At 51.9% G+C, this 23753-nt stretch carries 19 protein-coding genes; 7 read left to right on the top strand and 12 right to left on the bottom strand.

The features are described 5' to 3' along the window. Positions 1 to 121 precede the first annotated feature (121 nt). Genes JN524_RS04680 through JN524_RS04710 form a run of 7 tightly spaced genes read left to right on the top strand, consistent with a single transcriptional unit; the run spans position 122 to position 6126 of the window. The gene (locus JN524_RS04680) at positions 122 to 1141 is read left to right on the top strand and encodes a glycosyltransferase (RefSeq protein WP_202368667.1); all 1020 of its coding nucleotides are present in this window, start codon (positions 122 to 124) and stop codon (positions 1139 to 1141) included. Further along, the gene (locus JN524_RS04685; protein WP_182401917.1) at positions 1141 to 2298 is read left to right on the top strand and encodes an NAD(P)/FAD-dependent oxidoreductase; all 1158 of its coding nucleotides are present in this window, start codon (positions 1141 to 1143) and stop codon (positions 2296 to 2298) included. Before JN524_RS04680 ends, JN524_RS04685 begins: the two co-directional genes overlap by 1 nt. Further along, entirely contained in the window at positions 2295 to 3032 is a 738-nt protein-coding gene (locus tag JN524_RS04690; protein WP_202368668.1) for a glycosyltransferase, read from the top strand. Before JN524_RS04685 ends, JN524_RS04690 begins: the two co-directional genes overlap by 4 nt. 2 nt (positions 3033 to 3034) lie before the next feature. Beyond that, entirely contained in the window at positions 3035 to 3976 is a 942-nt protein-coding gene (locus JN524_RS04695; protein WP_202368669.1) for an aldo/keto reductase, read from the top strand. Positions 3977 to 3991: 15 nt separating this feature from the next. Continuing rightward, positions 3992 to 4360 (top strand): GtrA family protein, encoded by a 369-nt coding sequence (locus tag JN524_RS04700; RefSeq protein WP_202368670.1) that lies wholly within the window; start codon positions 3992 to 3994, stop codon positions 4358 to 4360. A 37-nt stretch (positions 4361 to 4397) separates the two neighbouring features. Beyond that, positions 4398 to 4892 (top strand): hypothetical protein, encoded by a 495-nt coding sequence (locus JN524_RS04705; protein WP_202368671.1) that lies wholly within the window; start codon positions 4398 to 4400, stop codon positions 4890 to 4892. Continuing rightward, positions 4873 to 6126, top strand: coding sequence for a hypothetical protein (locus JN524_RS04710; RefSeq protein ID WP_202368672.1), 1254 nt, complete (start codon positions 4873 to 4875; stop codon positions 6124 to 6126). The genes JN524_RS04705 and JN524_RS04710 overlap by 20 nt, the downstream gene beginning before the upstream one ends. Positions 6127 to 6188: 62 nt before the next feature. Here JN524_RS04710 and JN524_RS04715 read toward each other — a convergent pair whose 3' ends face one another. The 12 genes from JN524_RS04715 to rfbB form a co-directional block, all read right to left on the bottom strand. Continuing rightward, positions 6189 to 8141 (bottom strand): hypothetical protein, encoded by a 1953-nt coding sequence (locus JN524_RS04715; RefSeq protein ID WP_202368673.1) that lies wholly within the window; start codon positions 8139 to 8141, stop codon positions 6189 to 6191. Positions 8142 to 8218: 77 nt separating this feature from the next. Beyond that, positions 8219 to 9619 (bottom strand): FAD/NAD(P)-binding protein, encoded by a 1401-nt coding sequence (locus JN524_RS04720; protein ID WP_202368674.1) that lies wholly within the window; start codon positions 9617 to 9619, stop codon positions 8219 to 8221. After that, on the bottom strand, positions 9616 to 10209 hold the full coding sequence (cysC, locus tag JN524_RS04725) for an adenylyl-sulfate kinase (RefSeq protein ID WP_121187800.1): 594 nt from the start codon (positions 10207 to 10209) through the stop codon (positions 9616 to 9618). The genes JN524_RS04720 and cysC overlap by 4 nt, the downstream gene beginning before the upstream one ends. A gap of 64 nt (positions 10210 to 10273) precedes the next feature. Then, entirely contained in the window at positions 10274 to 15163 is a 4890-nt protein-coding gene (locus tag JN524_RS04730; RefSeq protein WP_202368675.1) for a glycoside hydrolase family 99-like domain-containing protein, read from the bottom strand. 4 nt (positions 15164 to 15167) lie between these two features. Then, positions 15168 to 16535, bottom strand: a complete 1368-nt coding sequence (locus JN524_RS04735; RefSeq protein ID WP_202368676.1) for an ABC transporter ATP-binding protein — start codon at positions 16533 to 16535, stop codon at positions 15168 to 15170. Then, entirely contained in the window at positions 16525 to 17343 is an 819-nt protein-coding gene (locus JN524_RS04740; protein WP_182401933.1) for an ABC transporter permease, read from the bottom strand. The genes JN524_RS04735 and JN524_RS04740 overlap by 11 nt, the downstream gene beginning before the upstream one ends. Positions 17344 to 17460: 117 nt before the next feature. Then, complete coding sequence (locus tag JN524_RS04745) at positions 17461 to 18468, bottom strand: glycosyltransferase (RefSeq protein WP_202368677.1); 1008 nt, start codon at positions 18466 to 18468, stop codon at positions 17461 to 17463. Positions 18469 to 18834: 366 nt separating this feature from the next. Further along, positions 18835 to 19797, bottom strand: coding sequence for a UDP-glucose 4-epimerase family protein (locus JN524_RS04750; protein WP_202368678.1), 963 nt, complete (start codon positions 19795 to 19797; stop codon positions 18835 to 18837). Continuing rightward, positions 19794 to 20717, bottom strand: a complete 924-nt coding sequence (locus JN524_RS04755; RefSeq protein WP_202368679.1) for a glycosyltransferase — start codon at positions 20715 to 20717, stop codon at positions 19794 to 19796. The genes JN524_RS04750 and JN524_RS04755 overlap by 4 nt, the downstream gene beginning before the upstream one ends. 53 nt (positions 20718 to 20770) lie before the next feature. Next, positions 20771 to 21661: a glucose-1-phosphate thymidylyltransferase RfbA gene (rfbA, locus tag JN524_RS04760; protein WP_202368680.1), complete on the bottom strand. Its 891-nt coding sequence runs from the start codon at positions 21659 to 21661 to the stop codon at positions 20771 to 20773. Further along, positions 21658 to 22551 (bottom strand): dTDP-4-dehydrorhamnose reductase, encoded by an 894-nt coding sequence (rfbD, locus tag JN524_RS04765; RefSeq protein ID WP_202368681.1) that lies wholly within the window; start codon positions 22549 to 22551, stop codon positions 21658 to 21660. The genes rfbA and rfbD overlap by 4 nt, the downstream gene beginning before the upstream one ends. Continuing rightward, entirely contained in the window at positions 22548 to 23624 is a 1077-nt protein-coding gene (gene rfbB / locus JN524_RS04770) for a dTDP-glucose 4,6-dehydratase (protein ID WP_202368682.1), read from the bottom strand. The genes rfbD and rfbB overlap by 4 nt, the downstream gene beginning before the upstream one ends. Between the last annotated feature and the right edge of the window lie 129 nt (positions 23625 to 23753).

The following is a 23753-nucleotide window of genomic DNA, read 5'->3' on the forward strand; positions in this document are numbered from 1 at the left end:
AGTTTCCTGCGAAATGCCAGCAACGAAAAGGGTGACGCCACCTACCGTGCAGATTAAGATTACGCGCTTTTTTTCGAAATTATGGGCGACAGCCTGCGGCTGACGTCTCGAGGAACTCTAAATGGTATTTTTTCCGGTATTTCTTTCGGTTGTTTTCGTCGTTCGCAACCAATCAAACCATCTTGGAAGTATCCTGGCAGACGCAGTCGAACGGATGTCGACACTGGTAAGTGACTATGAACTAATTGTTGTCGACAACGCGTCTGACGATGACAGCATATCCATATTAAAAAGTCTGACTGCTGAAAATGGCCTGCCAAACTTGCAAGTTTATGCCTTGACTAAAGAAGTCGATGCCGACACCGCATCGTGGGCAGGTCTGGAGAATGCCCTGGGTGATTTCGTCGCGGTGATAGACCCACTCGTTGATGACATCGCTTTTCTACCTGAAATGCTCGACAAAGCGGTCAGCGGTGCAGACGTGGTTTTTGCCAAAAACAAACAGAAGCCCCCTCAAAGCCTCGCCTATGAAGTCGCTTACTCCGTTTTCAACAAAGTCTACAAATCGTTCAACGGCATTCATCTCGCCACCGATGCGCCTCAGTACCGGGTGCTCAGCAAACGGGTGATCAATTTTATTCTTCAACATCCGCAGCCGTCGGTTACTTATCGTCACCTGCCTGCGACAGGCGGTTTTGCCCGCGCCAATCTGAACTACAGTTCCAGCCCTCGCGTCACGCAAAGAAAACGACTGCGCGAAAGTATTGATCGCGGCATGTTGTTATTGGTGTCGACTACGCGTGCTCCGATGCGCCTGGTCACTTCACTTTCACTCTTCGGGGCTGTAGCGAATCTCATCTACTGTTTTTATGTGGTCGCCAGCGGCTTTCTGAAAACGGATATTGCACCGGGCTGGATCAGTCTTTCCTTACAACAGTCCGGGATGTTCTTCCTGATTTCGCTGGTGCTGTTGGTATTGGGTGAGTACATCCTGCACATGACCAGTCTTTCCAATGAAGGACCGCTCTACCATATTGCCCAGGAATTCACGAGTGCACGGATCACCCGTCGAGAAAAACTGAACATCGAGGAAGTAGCGTCGCCTGAAGCACCGTTGCCTACTTCTGGCCGAGTTGTGTGATGCCGACGACCAACATGCAGGACGCGGTGATTATCGGGGGAGGGTTTTACGGCGCGGCGATCGCGGTCTACCTGGCGAAGCAACGCGGCATGAAGCGAGTCACTCTTATGGAGCGTGAATCGTCATTGTTGAGCCGTGCCTCCTATAACAACCAGGCACGTGTTCACAACGGCTATCACTATCCGCGCAGCTTCACCACTGCGTATCGCAGTCGTATCAACCTGCCGAAATTCGTTCAAGACTGGCCCGAGGCGGTGAAGCAGGATTTCACCAAACTGTACGCCATTGCCCGACGTAACTCGAAAGTCACGGCGAATCAGTTCGAACGCTTTTATCGAGAAATCGGCGCAAAAATTGAACTTGCCAGCCCAGCGCTTCGAGCATTGTTTGAACCTCGCCTGATCGAAGAGGTTTATCTGGTTGAAGAGTATGCGTTCGATTCAACTCAACTGGCCAAGTGGGCGTTGCGTGAACTGCTGGAAAGCGGGGTCAATATTCGCCTGAACACCCAGGCGGTGGCCATCAGCAACAGCCCGAATCGGTCGCTGAATGTAACACTCGGTGGCGACGGCAAAGAACCGGAACAACTCAGTGCTCGATACGTGTTCAACTGCACCTATAGTGGCCTGAATCAGTTTGGCGGCGACTTCCCCGGCACGCGAACTGCGCTCAAGCAAGAAATCACTGAAATGGCGCTGATGCAGATGCCACCGGCACTCCGCGATCTGGGTATCACCGTGATGGATGGCCCCTTCTTCTCAGTCATGCCCTTCCCAGCGCGCGGCTTGCATACCGTATCGCATGTTCGCTACACCCCGCATATGCACTGGTCCGACGAACCCGGCTCCAACCCTTATCAAAAGCTGGACAACTATAAAAGGGACACTCGCGTAGATCGAATGATCCGCGACATTGGTCGCTACCTGCCTTCAGTCATGGACTCCAAATACGTCGATTCGCTTTTCGAAGTCAAAACAATCCTCACCAAAAACGAGGGAGACGATGGTCGACCCATCCTGTTCGAGAAGCACGAAACGCTTCCAGGTTGTTACTCCATCCTGGGCGGAAAGATCGACAATATTTATGACGTGCTGGAAAAGCTCGATACTGAAAACCTGTCCTGCACTCCCTCCTCTTCTTCTGAGCAACTACCATGAATTCGTTGATTGAAATCACCATCCCCATTTTGAACGAAGAGTCAACGCTGGCGGAACAAGTCCTCAAAACACACAACTATATTCAAAGTAACTTGAGCGACATTGGAACTGTTCGTATCGTCCTGGCGGACAACGGTTCCACCGATCGTACCCAAGAGATAGCCCTGCAACTGGAAAAAACCATCCCGGATGTTCGCTACCTTCGCCTTGAGCAGCGTGGCGTTGGCCGGGCACTTAAAGCATCCTGGTCGCAATCGAGCGCCGAAATCGTCGGCTACATGGACCTGGACCTGGCTACCGACCTGAGCCACCTGCGCCCGGCACTGGAGGCACTGAAAGCCAACAAGGCCGATATCGTGACCGGTTCGCGGCTTGCGAAGGGCGCTAAAGTCATTGGCCGCAAGCCACTCAGAAATGTCACGAGCTTCGGCTTTAACCTCATCGTCAAACTTATTTTTCGCACCGCCTTCAGCGATGGCATGTGCGGATTCAAGTTTCTTCAACGAAAAATTCTGGCGCCGCTGATGCACACAGGGGCCAATAGCGACGGATGGTTCTTTGCAACCGAAGTGCTGATCACCGGCGAACACTTGAAATACCGTGTGATGGATCTGCCAGTCACCTGGACCGACGATCCGAACTCGAAAGTGAAGGTTCTCAAACTGACCATCGAGTATCTCAAAGCCATGGCTTCTCTACGTCAACGCCTCAAAAACTCCCAACGTGAAGCCTGAACATGCCAATACTCACGCCAAGCGACAAGCAGTTGGTACTCGGCACAGCGCTATGGGGCTGGGGGATAGAACGCGATCAGGCTTACCATTTGCTTGAGCAGTTTTTGCTCAGTGGCGGCACAATGGTCGACACCGCAACCAACTACCCTATCAATAAGCGTCCGGAGGACTTCGGTCTGGCTGTTCGCTGGCTCGCGGACTGGGCTGAGCACAACGCTGACTCAAACCTCGCACTGACGGTAAAAATCGGCTCGAGAGACAATATGGGGTCGCCAGACGTCCATCTGGCGCCAGATGACATTGCTCGTGCATCCGACCTTCTGATGGGGCAGTTTGGCTCGGCACTTTCGTGCGTCTCGATCCACTGGGACAATCGCTCCGATGATGGTGTGCACGGCGCAACAGTCGCACAGACCGTCGAGGCCATGTCCAAGCTTGAACAGCAGGGTCTTGCTATCGGGCTTTCCGGCATCAGGCACCCAGAGGCGTACTACAAGGCCAATCCGTCGCTGTCGCAAAAATGGATTATCCAAGTCAAGGAAAACCTCAAGACCCATGCCGCTCGCTTTGCCTACGAAGCGTGGTTTCCTGATGCAAAATACCTGGCCTATGGCATTAATCTGGGCGGCCTGAAAACTGAAGTCTCCAAAACAAACAGCTCGATGGAATTGCGCAACATCAACATTCCCCAAGCGTTTACAGAAAAGCTTGTCGACTTCATCAACACATCGCACGAATTCGAACCAAGGCCGACAACCCTCAACGAACTCGCCCTCGCCGCCTCATTTGTGAACCCCGCCCTGTCGGGAATCGTCATTGGCCCGAGAAACACAGATCAATTGGACAGCACCCTCAGCTATTGGAAATCATTGCAAACGCTAGCAGAGAAAAGCAAAGGACAGAAAATCTTCACCCAACTGTTCGAAGAACTGCCGTCCGACTAGGAAGATTCGCTGACAATGCAAGCGCTTAAATACTTATTTGCAGGCGTCGCCAATACGGCTATCGGCTATGGCGTGTTCCTGCTGCTGGTCACCCTTTTCAACATGAATCCTTCTTACGCTAATGCGATTGGTTATGTCATTGCCCTCGTCGCAGCGTTCATGCTCAATAAAACATTCGTGTTCAATCAATCAGCAACTGATCGAGGCACAATCCCCAAATTCATTATTGCGTTCAGCGTTTCATTTGCATTTAACCAGTTGACCCTTCTTGCTGGCTACCGGTGGATTGGACTTGATGCAAAAACTGCACAAATATTTGCGATGATTTCTTATACGCTAGTATTTTATATATTGAATAAAAAATTCGTTTTTAATGGAAACTAAATACCTATATTCACGAAAAAACTCAAGGGGTTCGAACGTGCCACAACATTCCCCGCTCGCAGCAAAAAAACCGTTTGACGGCTTAACACTTGTGTATGTGCTTGCCCTGATACTCTCGTTAGTCCTGTGCACCACGCTATTCTTGGCAAACAATACGAGTATACGTAAACCATTGCCACCGCAAACGGGCAATATCCCCGAACTGCGGGCCAGCGTCGAATATTGCGAAATAGGCGCTTTCTGGATATCCGCCAGTGGATGGGCACACCTTGATCTACCTGACGACGCCATTAAAATCTATCTTTTCGCCAATGGCGACAAAGGCGCTATACAGCTTATAACGCGCCGTCTTACCCGAAAAGACGTAAGTGATTATCTTAAAATAAAAAGCGACTTTCACCTTCATGGATTTCACGCCTCAGCGGTAGGCTACAAACTCCGCAAACGCTATGGAACATCATTAGAGCTCTATATCGAAGACTCTAAAGGAGTCATGCACTATGGAGGCCAGAATGTCTGCACAGAAAAATAATCACCCTTCGTACAGCGCTATTTCTTTCGCGTTTTTTCTAACGGCACTGTACTTGTTCTTTTACTTCACCCTGAGCATTAAGCCCTTATCCGATGATGCTATATTTCTGACTGCTGCAACATCTGGAGTGTCTCCACTTCAGTATTTATCGGAACGTTATCACACCTGGACAGGCCGAATAGCAATTGAAGGCATCATGTTTACAACCATTGCAACTTCTGTGCTCTGGAAGCTGGCAATTCCGACATGCCTACTGCTCATCGCCTACTCTACCTGGAAATCCTTTTTTGCTGGCAGACTTAATTATGCCATTGGAATTCCTCTCTGTTTATTCAGCACATTGACCATCAATCACTCAATTCTCGATGCTTCGATTTTCTACGTCAGCGGCTTTTATAATTATCTGTTGCCTGCTTCTTGCGGACTTTTTGCATCTGCGATTTTCATTAGGCCGTCAGCGTTTATGACTTTGGAAAAAATACTAGCCATTCCACTGGCTTTTATTGCATCGCAGTCAGAACAAGTCGGTCTAGCACTGGTAGTAGTATTCTCGGCATCGCTTATCTGGGAAAGCCGGAATGCAAGAACCTACAGAATGATGATGTTCCTAATCGTGACCATAGGATTTACGCTACTCCTCACCGCACCGGGAAACTATGCGCGCCTGCAAACAGAAACAATGTACATGCCCGAGTTCAGTGACTATTCTTTTTTAAGTAAATTCCTGACTGGTTTCGATGTTTTCAACGCACACTACATTGATCCAGCCAACTTGTACCCGAAAGCGATCGCAGCACTTCTCTTTCTGCTGACAATGGGAAAGAACTTTGAACTTAAATACACCGCCCTGGCTTTTGCCATCGGAGGCATATTGCAGGGTAGTATTTTCTCTCACCTATTCACAATCGACGATACTGCAGAGTACTCCATCCGCACTCTGAACGCAGGACTCGGATTGGAATATTTTTTTTCCTATACGCTGTCGATTACTTCACTAATTAGCATTATCTACATTCTTAAAAGAGCCATGAACGACTGCTCAACATTTTACTTTACGACACTTTTACTTCTACTGCATATTGGCATAACTACCATCATTGGTCTTTCACCTACAGCTTACGAGTCAGGATACAGGGCGCTATTTGTAGGTGATATTATTAGCCTGATACTTATTTGCATGCTGCTCAGAAGTATAACGGGATGGCCAATGAGATCTTACCCTACAGAATTTTAGATACCGGGTTTAATACATCTATCGAGCCGAGCGCCGCCTATCGACAGCGCTCGACCATCGACCTACTCTTCAGCAGTTACTGGCCTCGCACTCGCGAATCGAACAGTAAACAATTGACTAAGAAGTACAACGACACCCAACACACTCATTGTATTTGTATAAAATAGCAATCGCGTGTCTGCGGCATTTCCAAACAGCGCCAAGCCGGAAAAATAAAATCCTGCGGAAAAATACACCACAACGCTTTCGACATTTACTTTTTTCAGAATCAGCAACCACAGAAACAGCAATATCGAAACTAAGTATAAGACCCATGGCTTAAAAACAACAAGTTCCGACCCTTCTAAAATATACTGTACAACCTTATCGCGCAAACTCGAAACAGCAAGGGTATACCCATACTTATTTGCATCAATTTGTGGTGTAACAACCAAAAACTGCGGTCCGACGTTTGCACCCACGAGATATTTTGACAGCATCAACTTATTATAACCAAAGCAGACTGGATACTCCTTCAGGACCGTAAACCAGAGCTCATCAAGACTTTTATTAAACGGCAGCTTTGAAATAATGCCCATCGACAAGTTGGAATGCCTTGGATCATAATTAGCCTGAATCTCGGATAGCGTGAGAGCCGGCGCGATATTCTCAAATAAGTTTTTACCACTGCATACACTTGCGCCAGCGATATCCATTGCCCGAGTAACCCGAATCAGGGCAGTAGCCCCCTTTATCTCACGAAACTCAGGTATCGAATATCTGTCCAATTGCAGTTTCGCTGTATATACCACCGCGGTCAGTATCAGGCCAGACAGCGCCACAAAAGCTATAGCAGGCATTCGGCAAGTTAAACGCTTGCTCAAAATCCACACTGCATAGAAAAGCAAGGGAACTGCAGCCGTTATCGCATTATGCCGAGAGCACACAGCCAAAAACACAAGAAGTACTGAGAGTCCGAATAGAGCGTAGAAGCTGAATCGGGTTCTACGTTCTTTCATTGCTAGCATGGCCGCAAAAGCAGCAACGAAGAAAGACGCCATCAACACATCTTTCCATATGGCCGCAACGGTACCAATTACAGCCGGAACCACCAGATAAAGGAGCATAAATATTAAAGCAATGCTATTTTTCCTGAAAAAATAGTACATCACATAGTACATGGATCCCAGCAACAGCAGTACCTGCGAGAAGAACATCGCAACGGGACTTTGCGAAAAAACATCAATCATCCGCCATATATAACTGACGACGGGAGGCCACGTAGAATCAACGACACCGAACCTTGCGCCATCAAGTGCATGCAATGTGTCAAACGTCATGAAACCAGGATAAAAAATCCATACTATCAACAATGAGGCGATGGTCGGAATTGCAAAACCTGGAAAAATCCTGCTTAGACGTCTGATGTCACCCTTTGCCAATACAGCAAACAACAGAGTGAATAAAAACGAGCATACAATGCCTATCCGCATTAGCATTGGTTCATTTTCACGCGCATCAGGCTTGAACAAAGTCAACTGAAACTGCGGATCTTCGTTAGAGGTATTTATCAGAAGCCTTTCTCCTACGACCTCGATCTTATCGATACCTTGCAGTGGAACTATTCGCTTCAGCAATTCCTCTGGCGTAAGTGTAACCGTGGAAAATAGATAGTTCAGTTGAACGCTTTTTATCGACATATTGACGTGATGATCGGAGGGATCGACTCTGACCAACTTCATCGCACCATCCGGTAACGTCAGGCCTATGCCAATACCTGGCGTTCCTACGTACGCTACTCGCTCACTGTCTTCGGCCTGGTAGGTTGGATAAATCGAGGCGTCAGTAAAAACGGGAAAGTAGAGTTGCATGAATTCCGGGGTATCGGTTTGCGCATAAAAAACAATGGTATCCTTATGAGTAGCGCCCAACCCAAAAACCAGCATCAAAGAAAAAAGCAATGACGCACAATAAAATGAAAATACCCTTACAAGGCATTTTAGAGTTAAAAATCTCATAATTCCCCTGCCCAGCATTTATTTCCCTCATCCAGCAGCGTACTGTCGAAAAGCTCGAGAGGAGATCTGATAACGATTACCCGGAAGCAATTACCTCAGGGGCTAACGCCCACGCCATCGCGCCCAATTCTATCAACCAGATTGACTGCCAGTTTTTTTGAATACTGCCGCAATTCCGGAACAGCTGTTGCTTCCCAATAATCAGCCTTTAACATAGGGCCGACGTAATACAACCAAGAGGAGCAAATACCTGAAGAACTCTTAACGGCCAACCGCTCATTGACGCATAAACCCAAACCGAGCGTATCGACCTGTATGAGACCGTCAGCACAAAGCTGCTGAATCAGTGGATCTTTGACACGATACAAGTCGGTTGTAGGACCCGTGCAATTAATTACTTGCTCGGCTTTTATCTCTTCGAGCACCTGTTCATTGCGCCTTTGAATTCGTATACGCAAATAATCAACGCTCGCTTCAACGCTTTTGATGCGGCCTGCGAGACACCGTACTTGACCGGTCTCTAAAGCCTCTTCAAAACGCTTGTAAGCCGCCGGCGCGACCCGATGACGGTGCACATCCCAATACGGTTGAAGATGGCGCAGGAAGCGTCGACGCTCGGCTATCGGTAATCGAATCCACAGATCTGGAGTTATCGGCCTCAGGGCTGCGACCAGGTCACGCCAGTCCAAGCGGTGTTTGCGCGCAGCCTTGATCTCGCGCCGAATCAATTGCAGGTAGACACGCACCGAAGGCGTTGCCTGCAGGAGCCGAGCAGCAAAATCGGCCGAAACTTCGTCATCTGTACGCTTTGGCCGATGAGGCAAAGGACGAAGACCTCGCCGGGAGATCATGTAGATAGGCCCTTTGTGCCCGCTTTGCAGCAAGCCGAGTGATACATCCAGTGCGGTGAGACCCGCGCCCACCAGTAAAACCGCACGATTCGGGTCCGACGCCGGCGACGACCCAGCTGCCCAAGGATCAGACTGGTATCGCTCAGCACTCATTGACGCGCAAAATCCCGGCGGATCGAGTGGTGAAAAGTTTCCGAACGCCAGAACCACCTGATCAGCGTCGATGCACTGCCCGTTGGTCAGCTCGACAACGGCGCCAGTCTCCCGAGGTTGCAGCCTGCGAACTTCAGCGACAATACGTTCCAGCCTGACACCGTGTGCGCAATGCTTCTCCGCGTCATCCAGAACAGACGTCAGATATTCGCCATAGATTTTTCGCGGAACAAATGAAGACGCTGTGCACGTTGCATCTCCGACTTGGCAAAACCGCAGAAAATGCTCTGGATCATCAATGTCCGCACTCATATTGCCGGCGGGAACATTGAGCAAGTGCAGTGGACTATTGGTTCCATATGCCAAACCGCGAGCCATCGCGCCAGAGCGGTTGATCAACACAACTCGAACATCTGGAGGACTGTGACGCAATAACTGCGCTGCCGTCACCGCACCACTAAAACCAGCTCCAATGATAACGACGGTTTTCATTGACCGAACCTTTTGTCCAGATACTCCAACACTCGCGCAATGGATTCGGACAATTCCTCGGTAACCGTATTGATCCGGATATGCGGATCCGTTGGAGCTTCGTAGGCTGAATCGATTCCAGTGAAGTTCTTTATCTGTCCGGCCCTGGCCTTGCCGTACAGCCCTTTCGGATCACGGCGCTCGCACTCCTCCAGGGAAGTGTCGATAAACACTTCGACAAACGCATCATTTCCGATCACCTCGCGCGCCATCGCACGATCGCGGTGAAACGGAGAGATAAAAGCTGTAATCACGATCAATCCGGCGTCGATGAGCAACTTCGAAACTTCCGCAACACGACGAATGTTTTCGACTCGATCAGCATCGGTAAAACCAAGATCCTTGCACAAGCCCATGCGCAAGTTGTCGCCATCCAGCAGAAAGGTATGCCGTGCCTTGGCCACCAAGGCTTGCTCCAAGGCATTGGCGATCGTTGACTTGCCCGCCCCGCTCAACCCCGTGAGCCAGATCACTGCCGGTTTTTGCCCTTTCACCTGGGCTCTGGCCGAGGCGCTGATGGCCGTGGCGTGAAAAACCAGATCCTTACTCATTCGATTAACCTTATTAAAATCACACGATCAAGGCCCGCCAGTGCACTGACGGGCCTCCTGAGCCCTATGCCTGGGGCAGTAGACGATCACGCAAGGCTTTGATGCGGGCCTCACAGATGCGATAGGACTCGCTGTTGAGCAAGTCGGCACGCTGCTGTTCGTCAGTCAGCGCAAGCGTATGAGTGTCACAGCCAATTCGGTGGATGTAGTCACCGATAAAACCGCAGGTGCGCAATGACTCCCAATCTGTACCTTCGCGGGTGAACAACTGCATCGTAAGATAGTAGTCTTCCATGTACTTCATATCATCGAAGTAAGTAATGGCTTGCAGATCGCACTGATTCAGATCCAGCAGGAAGCTGTGCAGCGGCGCATGGTTATGCTCGATGAAGTCGCGATAGGTTTCACCGTAGTCATAAATTTTGTCACGCTTGATAATGCACCCAGTCGCCGAATCCACCATGGTGGAGTAAACGCGCGCGAAGGTTGCGTTCTTGCCGCTGGACTTGAGCTGCTCAAGTTGTGAGCTGTAGGCCCACGGAAACAGCATGTCGTCATAATCAAGAAATGCTGCATAGCCACTGCCGACGGCCTTCAGAGCATCGTTCAACATCAGCGAGCGCAGATCCGGTGTCTGCTCTGTCGAAAAGTAGCGGCGAATCACCGGTTCGCAATGCTCGCTCCACGGCAACTGATCAAGTTGCGTCTGAAGTAGCGCTATTTCTTCGTCATCCATGTCCTGGATAGCCAGCACGGGCAACACCCGGCAACCGGACTGGGCAATCAATGAGAGCAGCGCATTGAGCAACGACGCCCGGTCACCTCGACGGTGATAACGCATGATGGTCGATACCGTATCGGCTGTTGTGGACTGAATACCGCTCTCATGCAGCAAACGGAAACATGTGGCTTCACAGCATATTTTGTAACCGACCGCTGGGGCCGCCGGTTGCAATGCCATGAACGCCACCTGGTCAGCATTGATACTGAAGTTGACAGTACCTTCACTCTGCAGATACAGCGGGTCATTTCTCACACTGGCCGATACCGCATAACCCTTGTGCCGTTTCGCCATCTTCAGCAACGACTCGATGGTCGATGCAGGAAACAGGCAAATATCACTGAACACCAACGTGAAGTCAGCATTCTCGGGCTGGTGGTTGCCGACATTCAGACCTTGCGCCATTAATGCCTGCTGGACCTGAGCGCTGTCTGTAGCAACCGAGCAATTCTGCAGCACGTTCGAGCTGGCCAGGCACGCCAGGAACTTGCGACGCGATTCCGGCTCGGCGTCCAGACGAGCCAAGGCGTCGGAGGTCAAGGTTACGTTGAGCTTCAGATCCGTGGCAGGAGCACAGTGACTGGTCGCTGCAAACGCCTGCCCGGACAGTGCGCGCCCGATGGAATTGAGGTAGCCGTACCCGAAACGGGTATCGGGTTCAAGGTGCGCGCCCTCTGCCCATTCATTCCACGCGTTGACGACAACGTACCGACGATCTTCCGGCAGATTCTGCTCGGAATAGTCCACCAAAAACTCCATCCAAGTCTGGAATTTTTCCGTAGTGAAGTTGTTCAGCACATAGGCTCGATTGCCGTAACGAGCGGTGTTGTCCCAAGTCGGAACCAAGGACCGGAACAAGGTGAAATCCTTGCCCAGATCCTGCGCCATATAATGCTCGGCAACTTCACCGTAGTTCAGAACGTTACCTTCCAGAGGCCAGTACGGACGCAACTGGCTGCGGGTGTCCTGCACGGCATCAGCGGTCCAGTCGTGCAATACCCGCTCGACTGCAGCATCCATCCCATGGTCGTCAGGCTGCGTAGCGCCGCGCGTCAATGTCGCCACCATGTAAGGTGCCTTGAGACCTGCGCTTTCGCACTCCTCACGCCAAACTTCCAGGTACTCTTCGATATGTTCGATCGAAGACGGACGATACACATGCAGCATCGGACGCCCGTCTACCTTGATGTAGCGCTCGTCTTTGAAGAACGGGATCAGGTACCGAATGAAGCCGCGCGCATCCTCTTTCGAATAGACCTGACCCAGCAGAATCTCCTGTTCGTTGCCATCCCAACGGCGAGTCCAGTTTTCATTCGCCCAGCAGAAGGCAAAAGGCATGTTGATCTCGGGATTGGCCATCAGCATCTGCGCCGGCTTCTCAAGGATCATGCGGCCAGTAAACCAGTAGTGATAGAAAATCAGGCCATGAACCCCTGACTTCTGCATCATTTCGGCTTGCTGCCGCAACTGCGCCGGGCCATCCAGGTGGTAATAGCCAATATCTTCATGCGGAACATGTTGTTGGTAATGCCCGAAGAACAGCGGATTGGCTGAACGAACTTTGTACCATTCGGTAAACCCGGTCCCGTGCCACTCATCGTTTTCAGGCGTAGGGTGGAACTGGGGCAGGTAGTACGCCAGCACCTTGACGGTGTCGTGCTTGATACTCGCGGAGTAATCGACCTGTGGCTCGTAGTAGTCCCGAGGTTCGTGGGAGATCTGCGGGGCTTCCAACTGGTAATTGCGCCCTTCACTGGTCGTGGTATTTACCAGTACCAGACGCTCCAGCGAACGGCTCAACATCTCCGGCGCAGCATCATTGGCGGTATTTGCGAAGTGCTCATACTGCAATGGAAGTTGCAGTAGATCGCTGATCATACCGCCCCGTGCCCAGAACAGAGTGGCGCGCGGGAATTGCGCGCTCGGGAAAACCTTCGCATCAACCTCTCTATATTTTTCCAGAGCCATGCCGATCACATTTGCGGCATCATTCCAGCCGGCCTGATGGTAGGCAGCGGACTCAGCCCGGGTATCAACGGGATACACCACCTTCGCATCCCCATCGAGCAGTTGCAGAATCTGCCCGACATTGGCAGGCGAACCACAAAGGAGATCAAGACGCGCTTTCACGCCCGAATCCTCAGCAGCGCCGGCTTCATCGTGCAAGTGCGCTACAACGTCATACTCCTTCAGACGTCCGCCGAACTGGACAATAAGAGATGCAATCGCTCCGGCCTGCTCAGGTACGACATCAATAACCAGCTGGCGCAATAGAGGGACGGTAGCGCGCAGCAACTTTTCGTCAAACTTCGACCCACCGTTGCCAATGCGCGAAATGTACAAGTCGAATTCGACAGGGATGTTCTTGAGATATCCAAGCCAGTTCCCGGACATGTACTCACTGTTCAAATGAAGATGAACAGCAATCATCTGCGTGGCGGTTTTTGGAACCTCGCAAAGATAAGGATCCAGATAGTAAGGCACGATCTTCAGTACTTCGTACTCAGTCAATGCCGCATCACCGAGCGGTTTGGCGATCTGGCTCAGTGCAAATCGCTTCTGACTACGCTTGAGTTTACGAACAGCAATCGCCAACGCGTGACGCAGCCCACCACGCCGCGCTTCACGCACAAAACGTCCGAGCAATTCCGGCTGCTGCGAAACCAGGTTCAGCAGTTGCACGACAACTCGGTGACGGCTTATTTTACGGGACAGGTGATAGTTGCGCCCCTTGGTGTCGAAAATCGGTCGTCCTTCATAATACCCATAACGCAAGTAATGTATCAGCGGGTTGATACGTCGCAGCCGTACATCTGAATAATGCTCCAGGTACGCCTTGGTGGAAAAACCAGCCGATGGATCACGCCCCTCACGCCAGCCTTGCTCGAGATAGTGCTGCAACGGATTGATACCTGCGGCACGAACGTCTTCGTAGGTACTCAGATAGTAATCAGCATCGAACAGTTCGCTTTCAGCGGGGTTATCGCCTCGATAACGCAAGCCAAAACGTTCGGCCATATGCAAGACCAGCGACTTGAGCAAAAACCGCCCGGAGGTGTAGCGGTACAGGTCAGTTTCGAGGCTCTGAACGGAGCCCTGCGACTCGGAAAGAGTGGCTTGAAAGGAATCGTATTGGCCCTCAAGCCAGTGACGATATTCGCTCAGTTTTGAATAATCAGCTTTTAACTCGGCGTGGCTCGTCTCAAGCCTGCCGTAATCAGTGGCAAGTGCCTTGTGATCGGCTTGGAGAGTTTCAAGTGTCTTGTCTTTTACACTCATCTGCGCACTCAGATCAGCGTTATTTTCATCGAGATGCCGCATGAACCGATACTCAGGCAATCGCGTGAGCATCGCTTGGTACAGCTCGCTCACCGTAGCCACAACAGCTTGGTCATCTGCATGCTCATCGCGCGAAAGTTGCAAAAGCAGGAGACTGAGATTCAAGACATCAGCGGGGACCTTTTCGTCCTTGGCGAGTCCATCAAGGGTAAAGCTGTTGTGTTGCAACGAATGCTGGAGAAACTCGTGCTTATACTCCTGAAACTCCGGTCCCTGGGGATCGAACGGCAGTCCCAGCGACTTGGAGATTCGGCATAGCTGCTTCTCAGGCTCCTGAAGCATCAGCTCGTAGTTTACAAATACCCGTGAAGCACCCTGGCTGTACTTCAAACTCAACAGCATGTGCTCCAGCCAGAGAAAGTAGCCTTTCTCTACTTCGAAGTCGTTTCGTTTGACCAGCGAATGGGCAACATTTTTCGGATTACGAAAGGCGACGACGTAACTGACTTTCAAACCCAGTTCGACAAAGATTTCCTGCCAGAACGGCAGCAATCTCGACATGCGTGGGTCTTTTACACCGAAACATTTGATATTCGCGACTTTCTCGCGAAGATGCTCAATGGCACGAACTTTATGGCTTTGAGTGATCGGCGAATTCAGCTCTTCAGGGCTGATGGGCACCAGACTATCCCAAGCGTGGCCCAAGTCGGCCAGCAACTCTTCGTTGTACGCCGTGATGGTCGCGTCTTCGAAGAAGCCTTTTTCATTATTGCCAGACTCGGCGGGCAACAGGTTATCGCCCAGGTCGACACCAAGGACTTTTAAACCACGCGTAATGGCACTGGTACCGCTTCGGTGCATGCCCAGAACTACGACTATTTGTTTATCATCCATAAGATTAAATATGCTCAACACTTGAAGTGGTAAAGGCTGCAATACATTTGAAATCCACCGTTCCGGTCGCGGTGATTGCGGTTTCCGGCAGAACACGAAACAGGCATGCGTCGATCAGGCGGTGCAGGTAGGTTTCTCCCTCCCCGACGACACCCACCACCCCCGAGTTGAGGAAATAGGTGCCCGGGTTCAGGTTGCACTCAAACTTGAACTCGACGTCCATTTGTGCGTCGGCTGCAACGTAAGTAATCGAGTCCTGCGCGTTGGCTGCACTGGCAGCACCACCGATCTCGATACCTGCCAGCGTTTTGATCATCATGCCAAAGCGGACAGCCACCGCGCCTGTCGAAAACGATACGCGGTAGGTATAGCGATAGCTGTCACCACGCTTGAGGCAGTTGACCTGTTTGCCGGCGGCATTGAGGATGCGTGGATCGCTGATGAGAACCCCGTGAGATTCGTAGGACATCACGCTTTTGGAGACGATATGAGGATCGAAGTATTCTTCCAGACCGTTGTCCGTGGCCTGCGAAGCCTCGACAGCAACCACTGAACGTTGCGCTTCTCGCTCCAGTTCGAGTCGTTCAAGTGCGCCTGATTTGATCGATTCGCGAATGTCGAGAACCTTGTCGGCAGGCGCATACAGCAGTTTCTGGTATTGACCGACGATGACCTTCGGCACACCCTCGGCAAGCTTTTCGCCCTTGTCCAGAAGAATCGCGCGGGTACACAGTTCAATGACCGCGCTACCGGAGTGCGATACGAACAGGATCGTGGCGCCACTGGCTTTGATCGCTTCGATGCGCGCAAAGCATTTGCGCTGAAACAGTTCGTCGCCGACGGACAATGCCTCATCGACGATCAGGATTTGTGGATCGACGTTAATGGCGACAGCAAAAGCCAGACGTACCATCATGCCACTGGAATAGGTCTTGACCGGCTGATCGATAAATTCGCCGATTTCCGCAAATGCCTCGATTTCGGCAAAGCGAGCGTTGGTTTCCTCTCGCGTAAGACCGAGTACCGCGGCATTCATGTATACGTTTTCGCGTCCGCTGAATTCCGGATTGAACCCGGATCCCAGTTCCAGCAAGGCAGCCACACGACCATGGGTCAGAATATCGCCATGAGTCTGATTGAGGGTGCCGCAGATCATCTGTAGCAGAGTGGATTTACCGCTACCGTTACGCCCCAAAATGCCGACCGTTTCGCCACGTTCAATGGTGAACGAGACATCCTGCAGGGCCCAGAACTCACGGAAGTACTGTTTGCGGCCGCGAGCGAACATCTGCATCAGCCGATCTCTCGGCTTGTCGTAGATATGAAAGCACTTGCTCAGATTATTGACGGCAATTGCTGTATTAGAGGACATCAGCGAACCCTTTACGCGTTTTTTGGAACCACGCAAATCCTAGCCAAAAGACAAGGGCTGCAGCGATATAGTAGAAACCCAAGTGCAGAAAACTCGGCAGCTCTCCTCGGAAAAGCAACGCCCGGGTATCTTCGATTGCGGGTGTCAGCGGATTCAGGAACAACAGGTGCCGGTACTGTTCGGGCAATGCCGTGATCGGATAGAAAATCGGCGACAGGAACATCAGAACGGAAGTGCAGACTCCAATGATCTGACTCACATCTCTGAGGTAAACCCCAATCGAGGCTAGAAACCAGACCAGCCCCACAACGAAAATCATCAGGGGCGCGAGAAATACCGGCAACAGCAAAACCGTGTACTGCAACTTTCCGAAGAAAATCAGGTAAGCAATCAACCACACGCTAAGACTGACAAGGAAATGAAACATGGCGGCGCCCAGCGTTACCCAAGGAAGAATTTCCAGCGGGAACACCACTTTCTTTACGTAGTTGACATTGCCGACAATCAAACCGGGAGCCCGGTTAATGCACTCGGCGAACAGATTGAACACGATCAGGCCGGCAAACAGCATGAGCGCGAACTCGGTCTTCGAGCTGCTATCCACACTCCATCGGGCTTTGAACACGACGCTGAATACAAAGGTGTAGATCACCAGCATCACAATCGGGTTGAACAATGACCACAGCATGCCCATGATCGAGCCGCGATAGCGTCCGACAATTTCGCGCTGCACCAGCGCTCGAATGAGACCTTTATTGCGCCAGATGCCATTGAGCATCTCCTTGGGCGAAGTCGAAAAGTTCAGCATTTTTTCAAAACCTCAATAAATCCGAGGGAGTTTAAATTCCCCAGCAAACTCTCTCGCCCAACCATTACTTGAATTACCACAGAACTCTTCCTGAAAGGAGCCAAGCCCGGCTGCGTGTCAGATTCCATTGAACAACGTCGCCAAAACCAGCCCAAGGTTGCCCCATAAGGATTGCCGGTAGACCCCGGATCGTCGTAACCAGATGACCCGGGCCAATCCTCGAGAGCTTCGCGCTCGCTGAAACCGATCCAGCCTCATCCGGCTTTCTTCATTCAACTGGAATCGGATCGATTCCAGTGCTGCAATATTCTTTTGATTCCACCCACGAAAACGACCGCGAAACTGCATGCGAACCCGCATCAACTGCACCATCACGCCCGACGCAGCACCGATGACATTCGCATCATGTTGCCTGTAGAGGATCGTCGGGCTGGTATCGTAAATGACACTGCCGCCCGCACCGGAAACGAGGAGATAGGCCCACCAGTCATGAGATACCACATCCAGATCCTCGCCTGCCTGTTGAAACAGCTGTCGGGACGCCTGGTTGAACACCATTGTGTTTCCACCACCTACACTTTGCACCAGTGCATTAGCAAATCCGACCGGACGCTCGAACAAGGGTGACAAGCCGATACGCGCTCCCTGCTCGTCAATCAACTCGGTTCTGCCACAGTACAGCGCCGGACTTTGCGAAGACGTTTCCTGAAGTTTTTGCAGGGCGCATTCCAGCTTGTTCGCCTGCCAGATATCGTCTTGATCTGCCCAAGCGAAGTAGTCGGCTTCAATCGTTTTGTCACACGTCAATGAGAGGAAATTGGCGGCGTAACCGGACCTCGGCCCTTGACGGACAGAAAGTTTGCCGTCTCCCCAGCGTTCGGAGTATTCACGCAGCAATCCCAGGGTTGAGTCGGTGGAACCATCATCCGAAACCACGACAAACCAGTCAGGGCAAGTCTGTCGCGCGATGGACTCCAACTGCTGAGCCAGAAACCGCTCACCATTGAAGGTGCACAATAGAATCGCAATCCGCACCTTGGTCCCGGCGAAATCCGGCCGACCATGATCCACATCGTGATAATCCGAATTGTCGTTTTGGACAACCGGGGAAAGGGGGGCTACCACCGAGCACTCCGTTGCTGAAATGATAAAATTTTGCCTGCGACAGCTCGTCTGTTGAGGGCGAGCGACCCCTTGGCCGATCGAGCCACACAAAGGCTCATGCGCCGCTCCAAGTCGCGCAAAATTTGCAATTATAACGACGAAGCCTTGCCATTTGATAGCCCAGTGACATTATCGTCTTCCACAGCCCGGTGCTGATATGGAAAACTGAACATTAGTAAGCCTGAGCCTGGCGCTCGAACATCGACAATGCGCCACGGCGCCGGGGGCATAGGGTACCAAGCGCGCCGCGAGCAAAAAAGGGTAGCAGTTTGCCAACGCCCGAAAACAAACAGGGCCTCCCACAGGGAACAATCGGGCAATGCAACCTCAGCGCTGGAGCCTGGAATCATGATGCCCCGCCGTTTGACGCAGCGCCTGCTCCACCGTGATGACAGGCGACCAGCCGAGAACCGAGCGGGTTTTACCGATATCGACCTGCAGCGAACCACACAGGCGTTGAGCCAAAGCACGCTGCCCGAGCAGCGACGCAGCACTACTCAGCAGCCTTGAGGGCACTGGCAGTAAATACGATTTTACGCTCAGCGCAACGGCCATACGGCGGAGCAGTTGCGAGGTAGAAAGATCCTCCCCATCACTGACCAGGAATACCTGTCCAGCAGCAGCCGGATGACGAATGCAGACCGCAATCAAATCGACCAGGTTTCCGATCGCAACCAGACTGCGCTGATTATTTATCGCGCCGAGCGGAAGTGGCACCCTCCGCTCGAGCCAACGCATCATATTGAAAAAGTTGGCTTTGACACCTGGCCCATAGATCAGTGGCGGGCGAATGATGACAACTTCCATTCCCGTCTCTTTGCCGACCTGCATCAGTTGCTCTTCGGCCTCCCATTTGGATACGCCATACGGATCAACGGGGGCGGGTCGATCATCAGCACAAAATGATTGCCCAGGCCGTGTCATCTCGCCATTGACCTTGATCGAACTGATAAAGATGAACCGCCTGACGCCCGCGCTCGCGGCATGTCGGGCAAGCCGCACAGAGCCCTCGACGTTTATCCTGCGAAACTCCAGCAGCGGATCGGCCGCCACATCGTTCATCACATGCACACGCGCCGCGCAGTGAATGACTACCTCGACACGCTCAAGGCCCGGCAAGGAGCGATTCCCCTCCAGATCGAATGCAACGACCGGACAGAGTCCCCTCAGCCTCGTCTCACCACGAGCAGCAGCGACAGGTGTGAACACCTTGTCTAGCAATAAACGAAAGATCAGCGCCTCACCCACAAAACCGGTTGCGCCTGTTACCAGAACTCGTGGACCGCTCATTTGGCTTTTTTTCCAACTACCGCCGTCGCCCAGCAGATACAAAAGAAGAACAACTTATCGCGCACTCGACGTCGACATTTCCAGGCACTCATTGAAAGCCTCAACAGCTGCCACCTCGACAACGAAAACCACTGCCTGACGAAAGCATCATGCTCAAGCCCTACCAAGCGCGTGATCGTTTTAACTTGTGAAAACCACCAGCCGTCATGGATGGTCTTGTAGCGCGCAATCAGCGAGTTGATGCCCGTATTGGCCCCCACCTGATTTCGCTCGTGCTGGCGATAATCCATCGAAGGCTGCTCATCAATGAACCACTTGAAACCTCTACTTCGAGCAAAGGCGTAGCAGTACCAATCATGGAGACTGACTTCCTGCAACTCGCTCCAGTTGGCAAGCATGTAGGCCTTGAGCGGACTCGATAGCTGGCGACTGAACACATACGTGCAGCCCGGCCCAGCCGCCTCGAACAGAAAATCCCAAACAGTATGAGGCTGAGCCTTATCGAGTAGATGTGTGCGGCCGTCTGGCCAGAATGCAATAACGTTACTTGAGTAGGCGTCTACTTGCCGATCACCGATCTGACGGATTGCTCGCTCAAGTTTTCCCGGATACCAGACATCATCCTGATCGGCGAACGCGACGAACTCGTACTCTTCAATCGGTACATCGCGAATCAACCTGAAGAAGTTGCGTGAGGCTCCACCGAAAGTACCAGCGCCAGGCAGCACGACGACGGCAGGATGCCGAGCCGCATAGGCATTACACCACGACTCGGTTCCATCCGTTGAAGAGTCAACACTGATATGAACGGTTACATCGACGCCAGACTGCTCAAGAATCGAATCCAGTTGCTCTTCGATCCATTGCATTCCATTGAAGGCTGCCAGCAAAACCGCAACCTTGGGATGTTTTACTGGCATAGCTTTCCTGCTCGGACTTGTTGAACGCTCCCAATCGAAACGAGGTGTTTCAGTCAGTGGGAAGGTGAGTCCAGCAATTTTTGCAAGTACTGGCCGTAGCCGGTTTTCTTCAAGGCGTCGGCCTGCACTGCCAACTGCTCTGCAGTGATCCAGCCGTTGTGGTATGCAATTTCTTCCAGGCACGCCACTTTCAAACCTTGACGCTGCTCAATGGTGTGGACGAAGTGGCTCGCCTCAAGCAGAGAATCATGGGTGCCTGTATCCAACCACGCAAAACCACGCCCCAGCATCTCGACATTAAGGGTTTGCTGTTCGAGATAAGCACGATTCACATCGGTGATTTCCAGCTCGCCGCGCTCGGACGGCTTGATCTTCTTCGCAATATCGACGACTTGATTGTCGTAGAAATACAGACCTGTGACTGCGTAGCTCGATTTCGGTTTAACCGGCTTTTCTTCGATACTCAGCGCACGACCAGCAGCATCAAACTCCACAACACCGAAACGCTCAGGATCGGAAACATGGTATCCAAAAACGGTTGCACCTTGCTGACGGGCACTGGCGGAGCGCAAGTTATCGGAGAAATGCTGACCATAGAAGATGTTGTCTCCCAGGATCAAACAGCAAGGATCATTACCGATGAACTCTTCACCGATGATGAAAGCCTGCGCCAACCCATCCGGGCTTGGTTGTTCGGCGTAAGTCAGTTTGATGCCATAGAGACTGCCGTCTCCAAGCAACTTACGGAAGCATGGCAGGTCGTCCGGCGTCGAGATGATCAGAATTTCGCGCATTCCTGCGAGCATCAACACCGACAACGGATAAAAGATCATCGGTTTGTCGTAGATTGGCAGCATCTGTTTGGACACACCAAGCGTCAGAGGATGCAGACGCGTGCCCGAACCACCGGCGAGAATGATGCCTTTACGATTTGTCGTGATCATTTATTCAGAACTTCCCTAAGCATTCGGGTTACACCACTTTGCCAATCCGGCAAGTGTAGAGAAAAATTGTCGCGCAGCTTCTGTGTATTCAAGCGTGAATTCAACGGGCGGCGCGCCGGAGTTGGATAGGCAGTGGTATCAATCGGATTGACTGCCGTGACAGCGAGCCTTTCACCATGGGCTTTGGCAAAACTGATCACCAGGCTCGCGTATCCGTGCCAGGACACTTCGCCGGCAGCCGCCAGATGGTAGATTCCCGAAAGCGCCGGGCGATGCACGACCTGCTGGATCGCCAGAGCAGTAACGTCAGCAATCAGATCCGCACCCGTCGGGGCACCTACCTGATCGGCAATGACGCCCAGTGATTCGCGATCCTTGGCCAGGCGTAACATGGTTTTGGCGAAGTTGTTGCCACGAGCGCCATAGACCCAACTGGTACGAAAGATCAGATGCTTACAGCCCGAGGCTGCAATTGCCTGCTCACCTGCCAGCTTGCTGGCGCCGTAATGGTTCACCGGAGCGACAGCATCGGATTCTTGCCAAGGCGTCGAGCCTTCGCCGTTGAATACGTAATCGGTCGAATAGTGGATTAGCCACGCACCCAACGATGCGGCCTCCTGCGCCATGACTCGACTGGCCTCACCGTTTACACGATCAGCCAGTTCAGTCTCGGACTCGGCTTTATCGACAGCTGTGTAAGCCGCCGCGTTGACGATAATGTCGGGCATTACCTTCCGGATCGTATCGCGCAGCGTATCCAGCTCAGACAGATCACCACTCAAACCATCGAGCGGGTGCCGATCAAGGGCAACCAACTCCCCAAGCGGTGCCAGGGAGCGCTGCAGCTCCCAGCCGACCTGGCCGTTTTTTCCCAGCAGGAGAATTTTCATACCTTATTCGTACGATCAGCGTAGTTCTGGTCAATCCACTGCTGGTAGCTACCGCTCTTGACGTGAGCGACCCATTCAGTATTGCCAAGATACCACTCGACAGTCTTGCGGATACCAGTTTCGAACGTTTCTTCCGGCGCCCAACCGAGCTCGCGCTGGATCTTGCTGGCGTCGATTGCGTAACGCTGATCATGTCCAGGACGGTCCTGCACATAGGTAATCAGATTCGCATGAGGACGATGGGCAGAATCTGGACGAAGTTCATCGAGAAGAGCACAAAGCGTATTCACAACTTCAATGTTCTGTTTCTCGTTGTGACCACCGATATTGTACGTCTCACCGATGACACCCTCGGTGACAACTTTGTACAACGCTCGCGCATGATCTTCTACGTATAACCAGTCACGCACTTGATTACCTTTGCCATAAACCGGCAATGGTTTTCCTTCAAGTGCATTGAGAATGATCAGCGGGATCAACTTCTCAGGGAAGTGGCAAGGACCGTAGTTGTTCGAGCAGTTCGTGACCAATGTCGGCAGACCATAAGTACGAGCCCAGGCGCGAACGAGGTGATCAGAACTGGCCTTGCTCGCCGAGTACGGTGAGCTTGGCTGATATGGCGTCGTTTCGGTGAAGAGGTCCTCCGGACCTTCAAGATCTCCGTAAACTTCGTCAGTAGAAATATGATGGAAACGGAAGTTGGCCTTACGCACATCATCCAGCGCGACCCAATATTGGCGGGCAGCTTCCAACAGTGTGTAGGTACCAATGATATTGGTTTGGATAAACTCGGATGGACCGGTAATCGAGCGATCTACGTGGGACTCTGCAGCCAGGTGCATTATCGCATCCGGCTGGTGATCACGCAGGACACGGTCGATCTGATCACGATCACAGATATCAACGCGCTCAAATGCATAACGCGGATTCTGGCTAACTTCTGCCAGAGACTCCAGGTTACCGGCATAAGTCAACTTATCGACGTTGACCACAGAGTCGGTAGTGTTGGAAATGATATGACGAATGACTGCCGAGCCGATGAACCCGGCGCCGCCGGTAACTAGAATTTTCACGCGAAACCATACCCTTGAGCTGCGGACAGTGGCACAAACACTGTCTGATCCATGAATGCAGAAGCCATCAACCTGAAGGGTTCCGTCAGAGCCAGTCTAAATCGACGTGGAAAAAACCACTATCGAACA

Source organism: Pseudomonas sp. MWU318, assembly GCF_016756945.1.
In the GTDB taxonomy this organism is placed as follows: domain Bacteria; phylum Pseudomonadota; class Gammaproteobacteria; order Pseudomonadales; family Pseudomonadaceae; genus Aquipseudomonas; species Aquipseudomonas putida_A.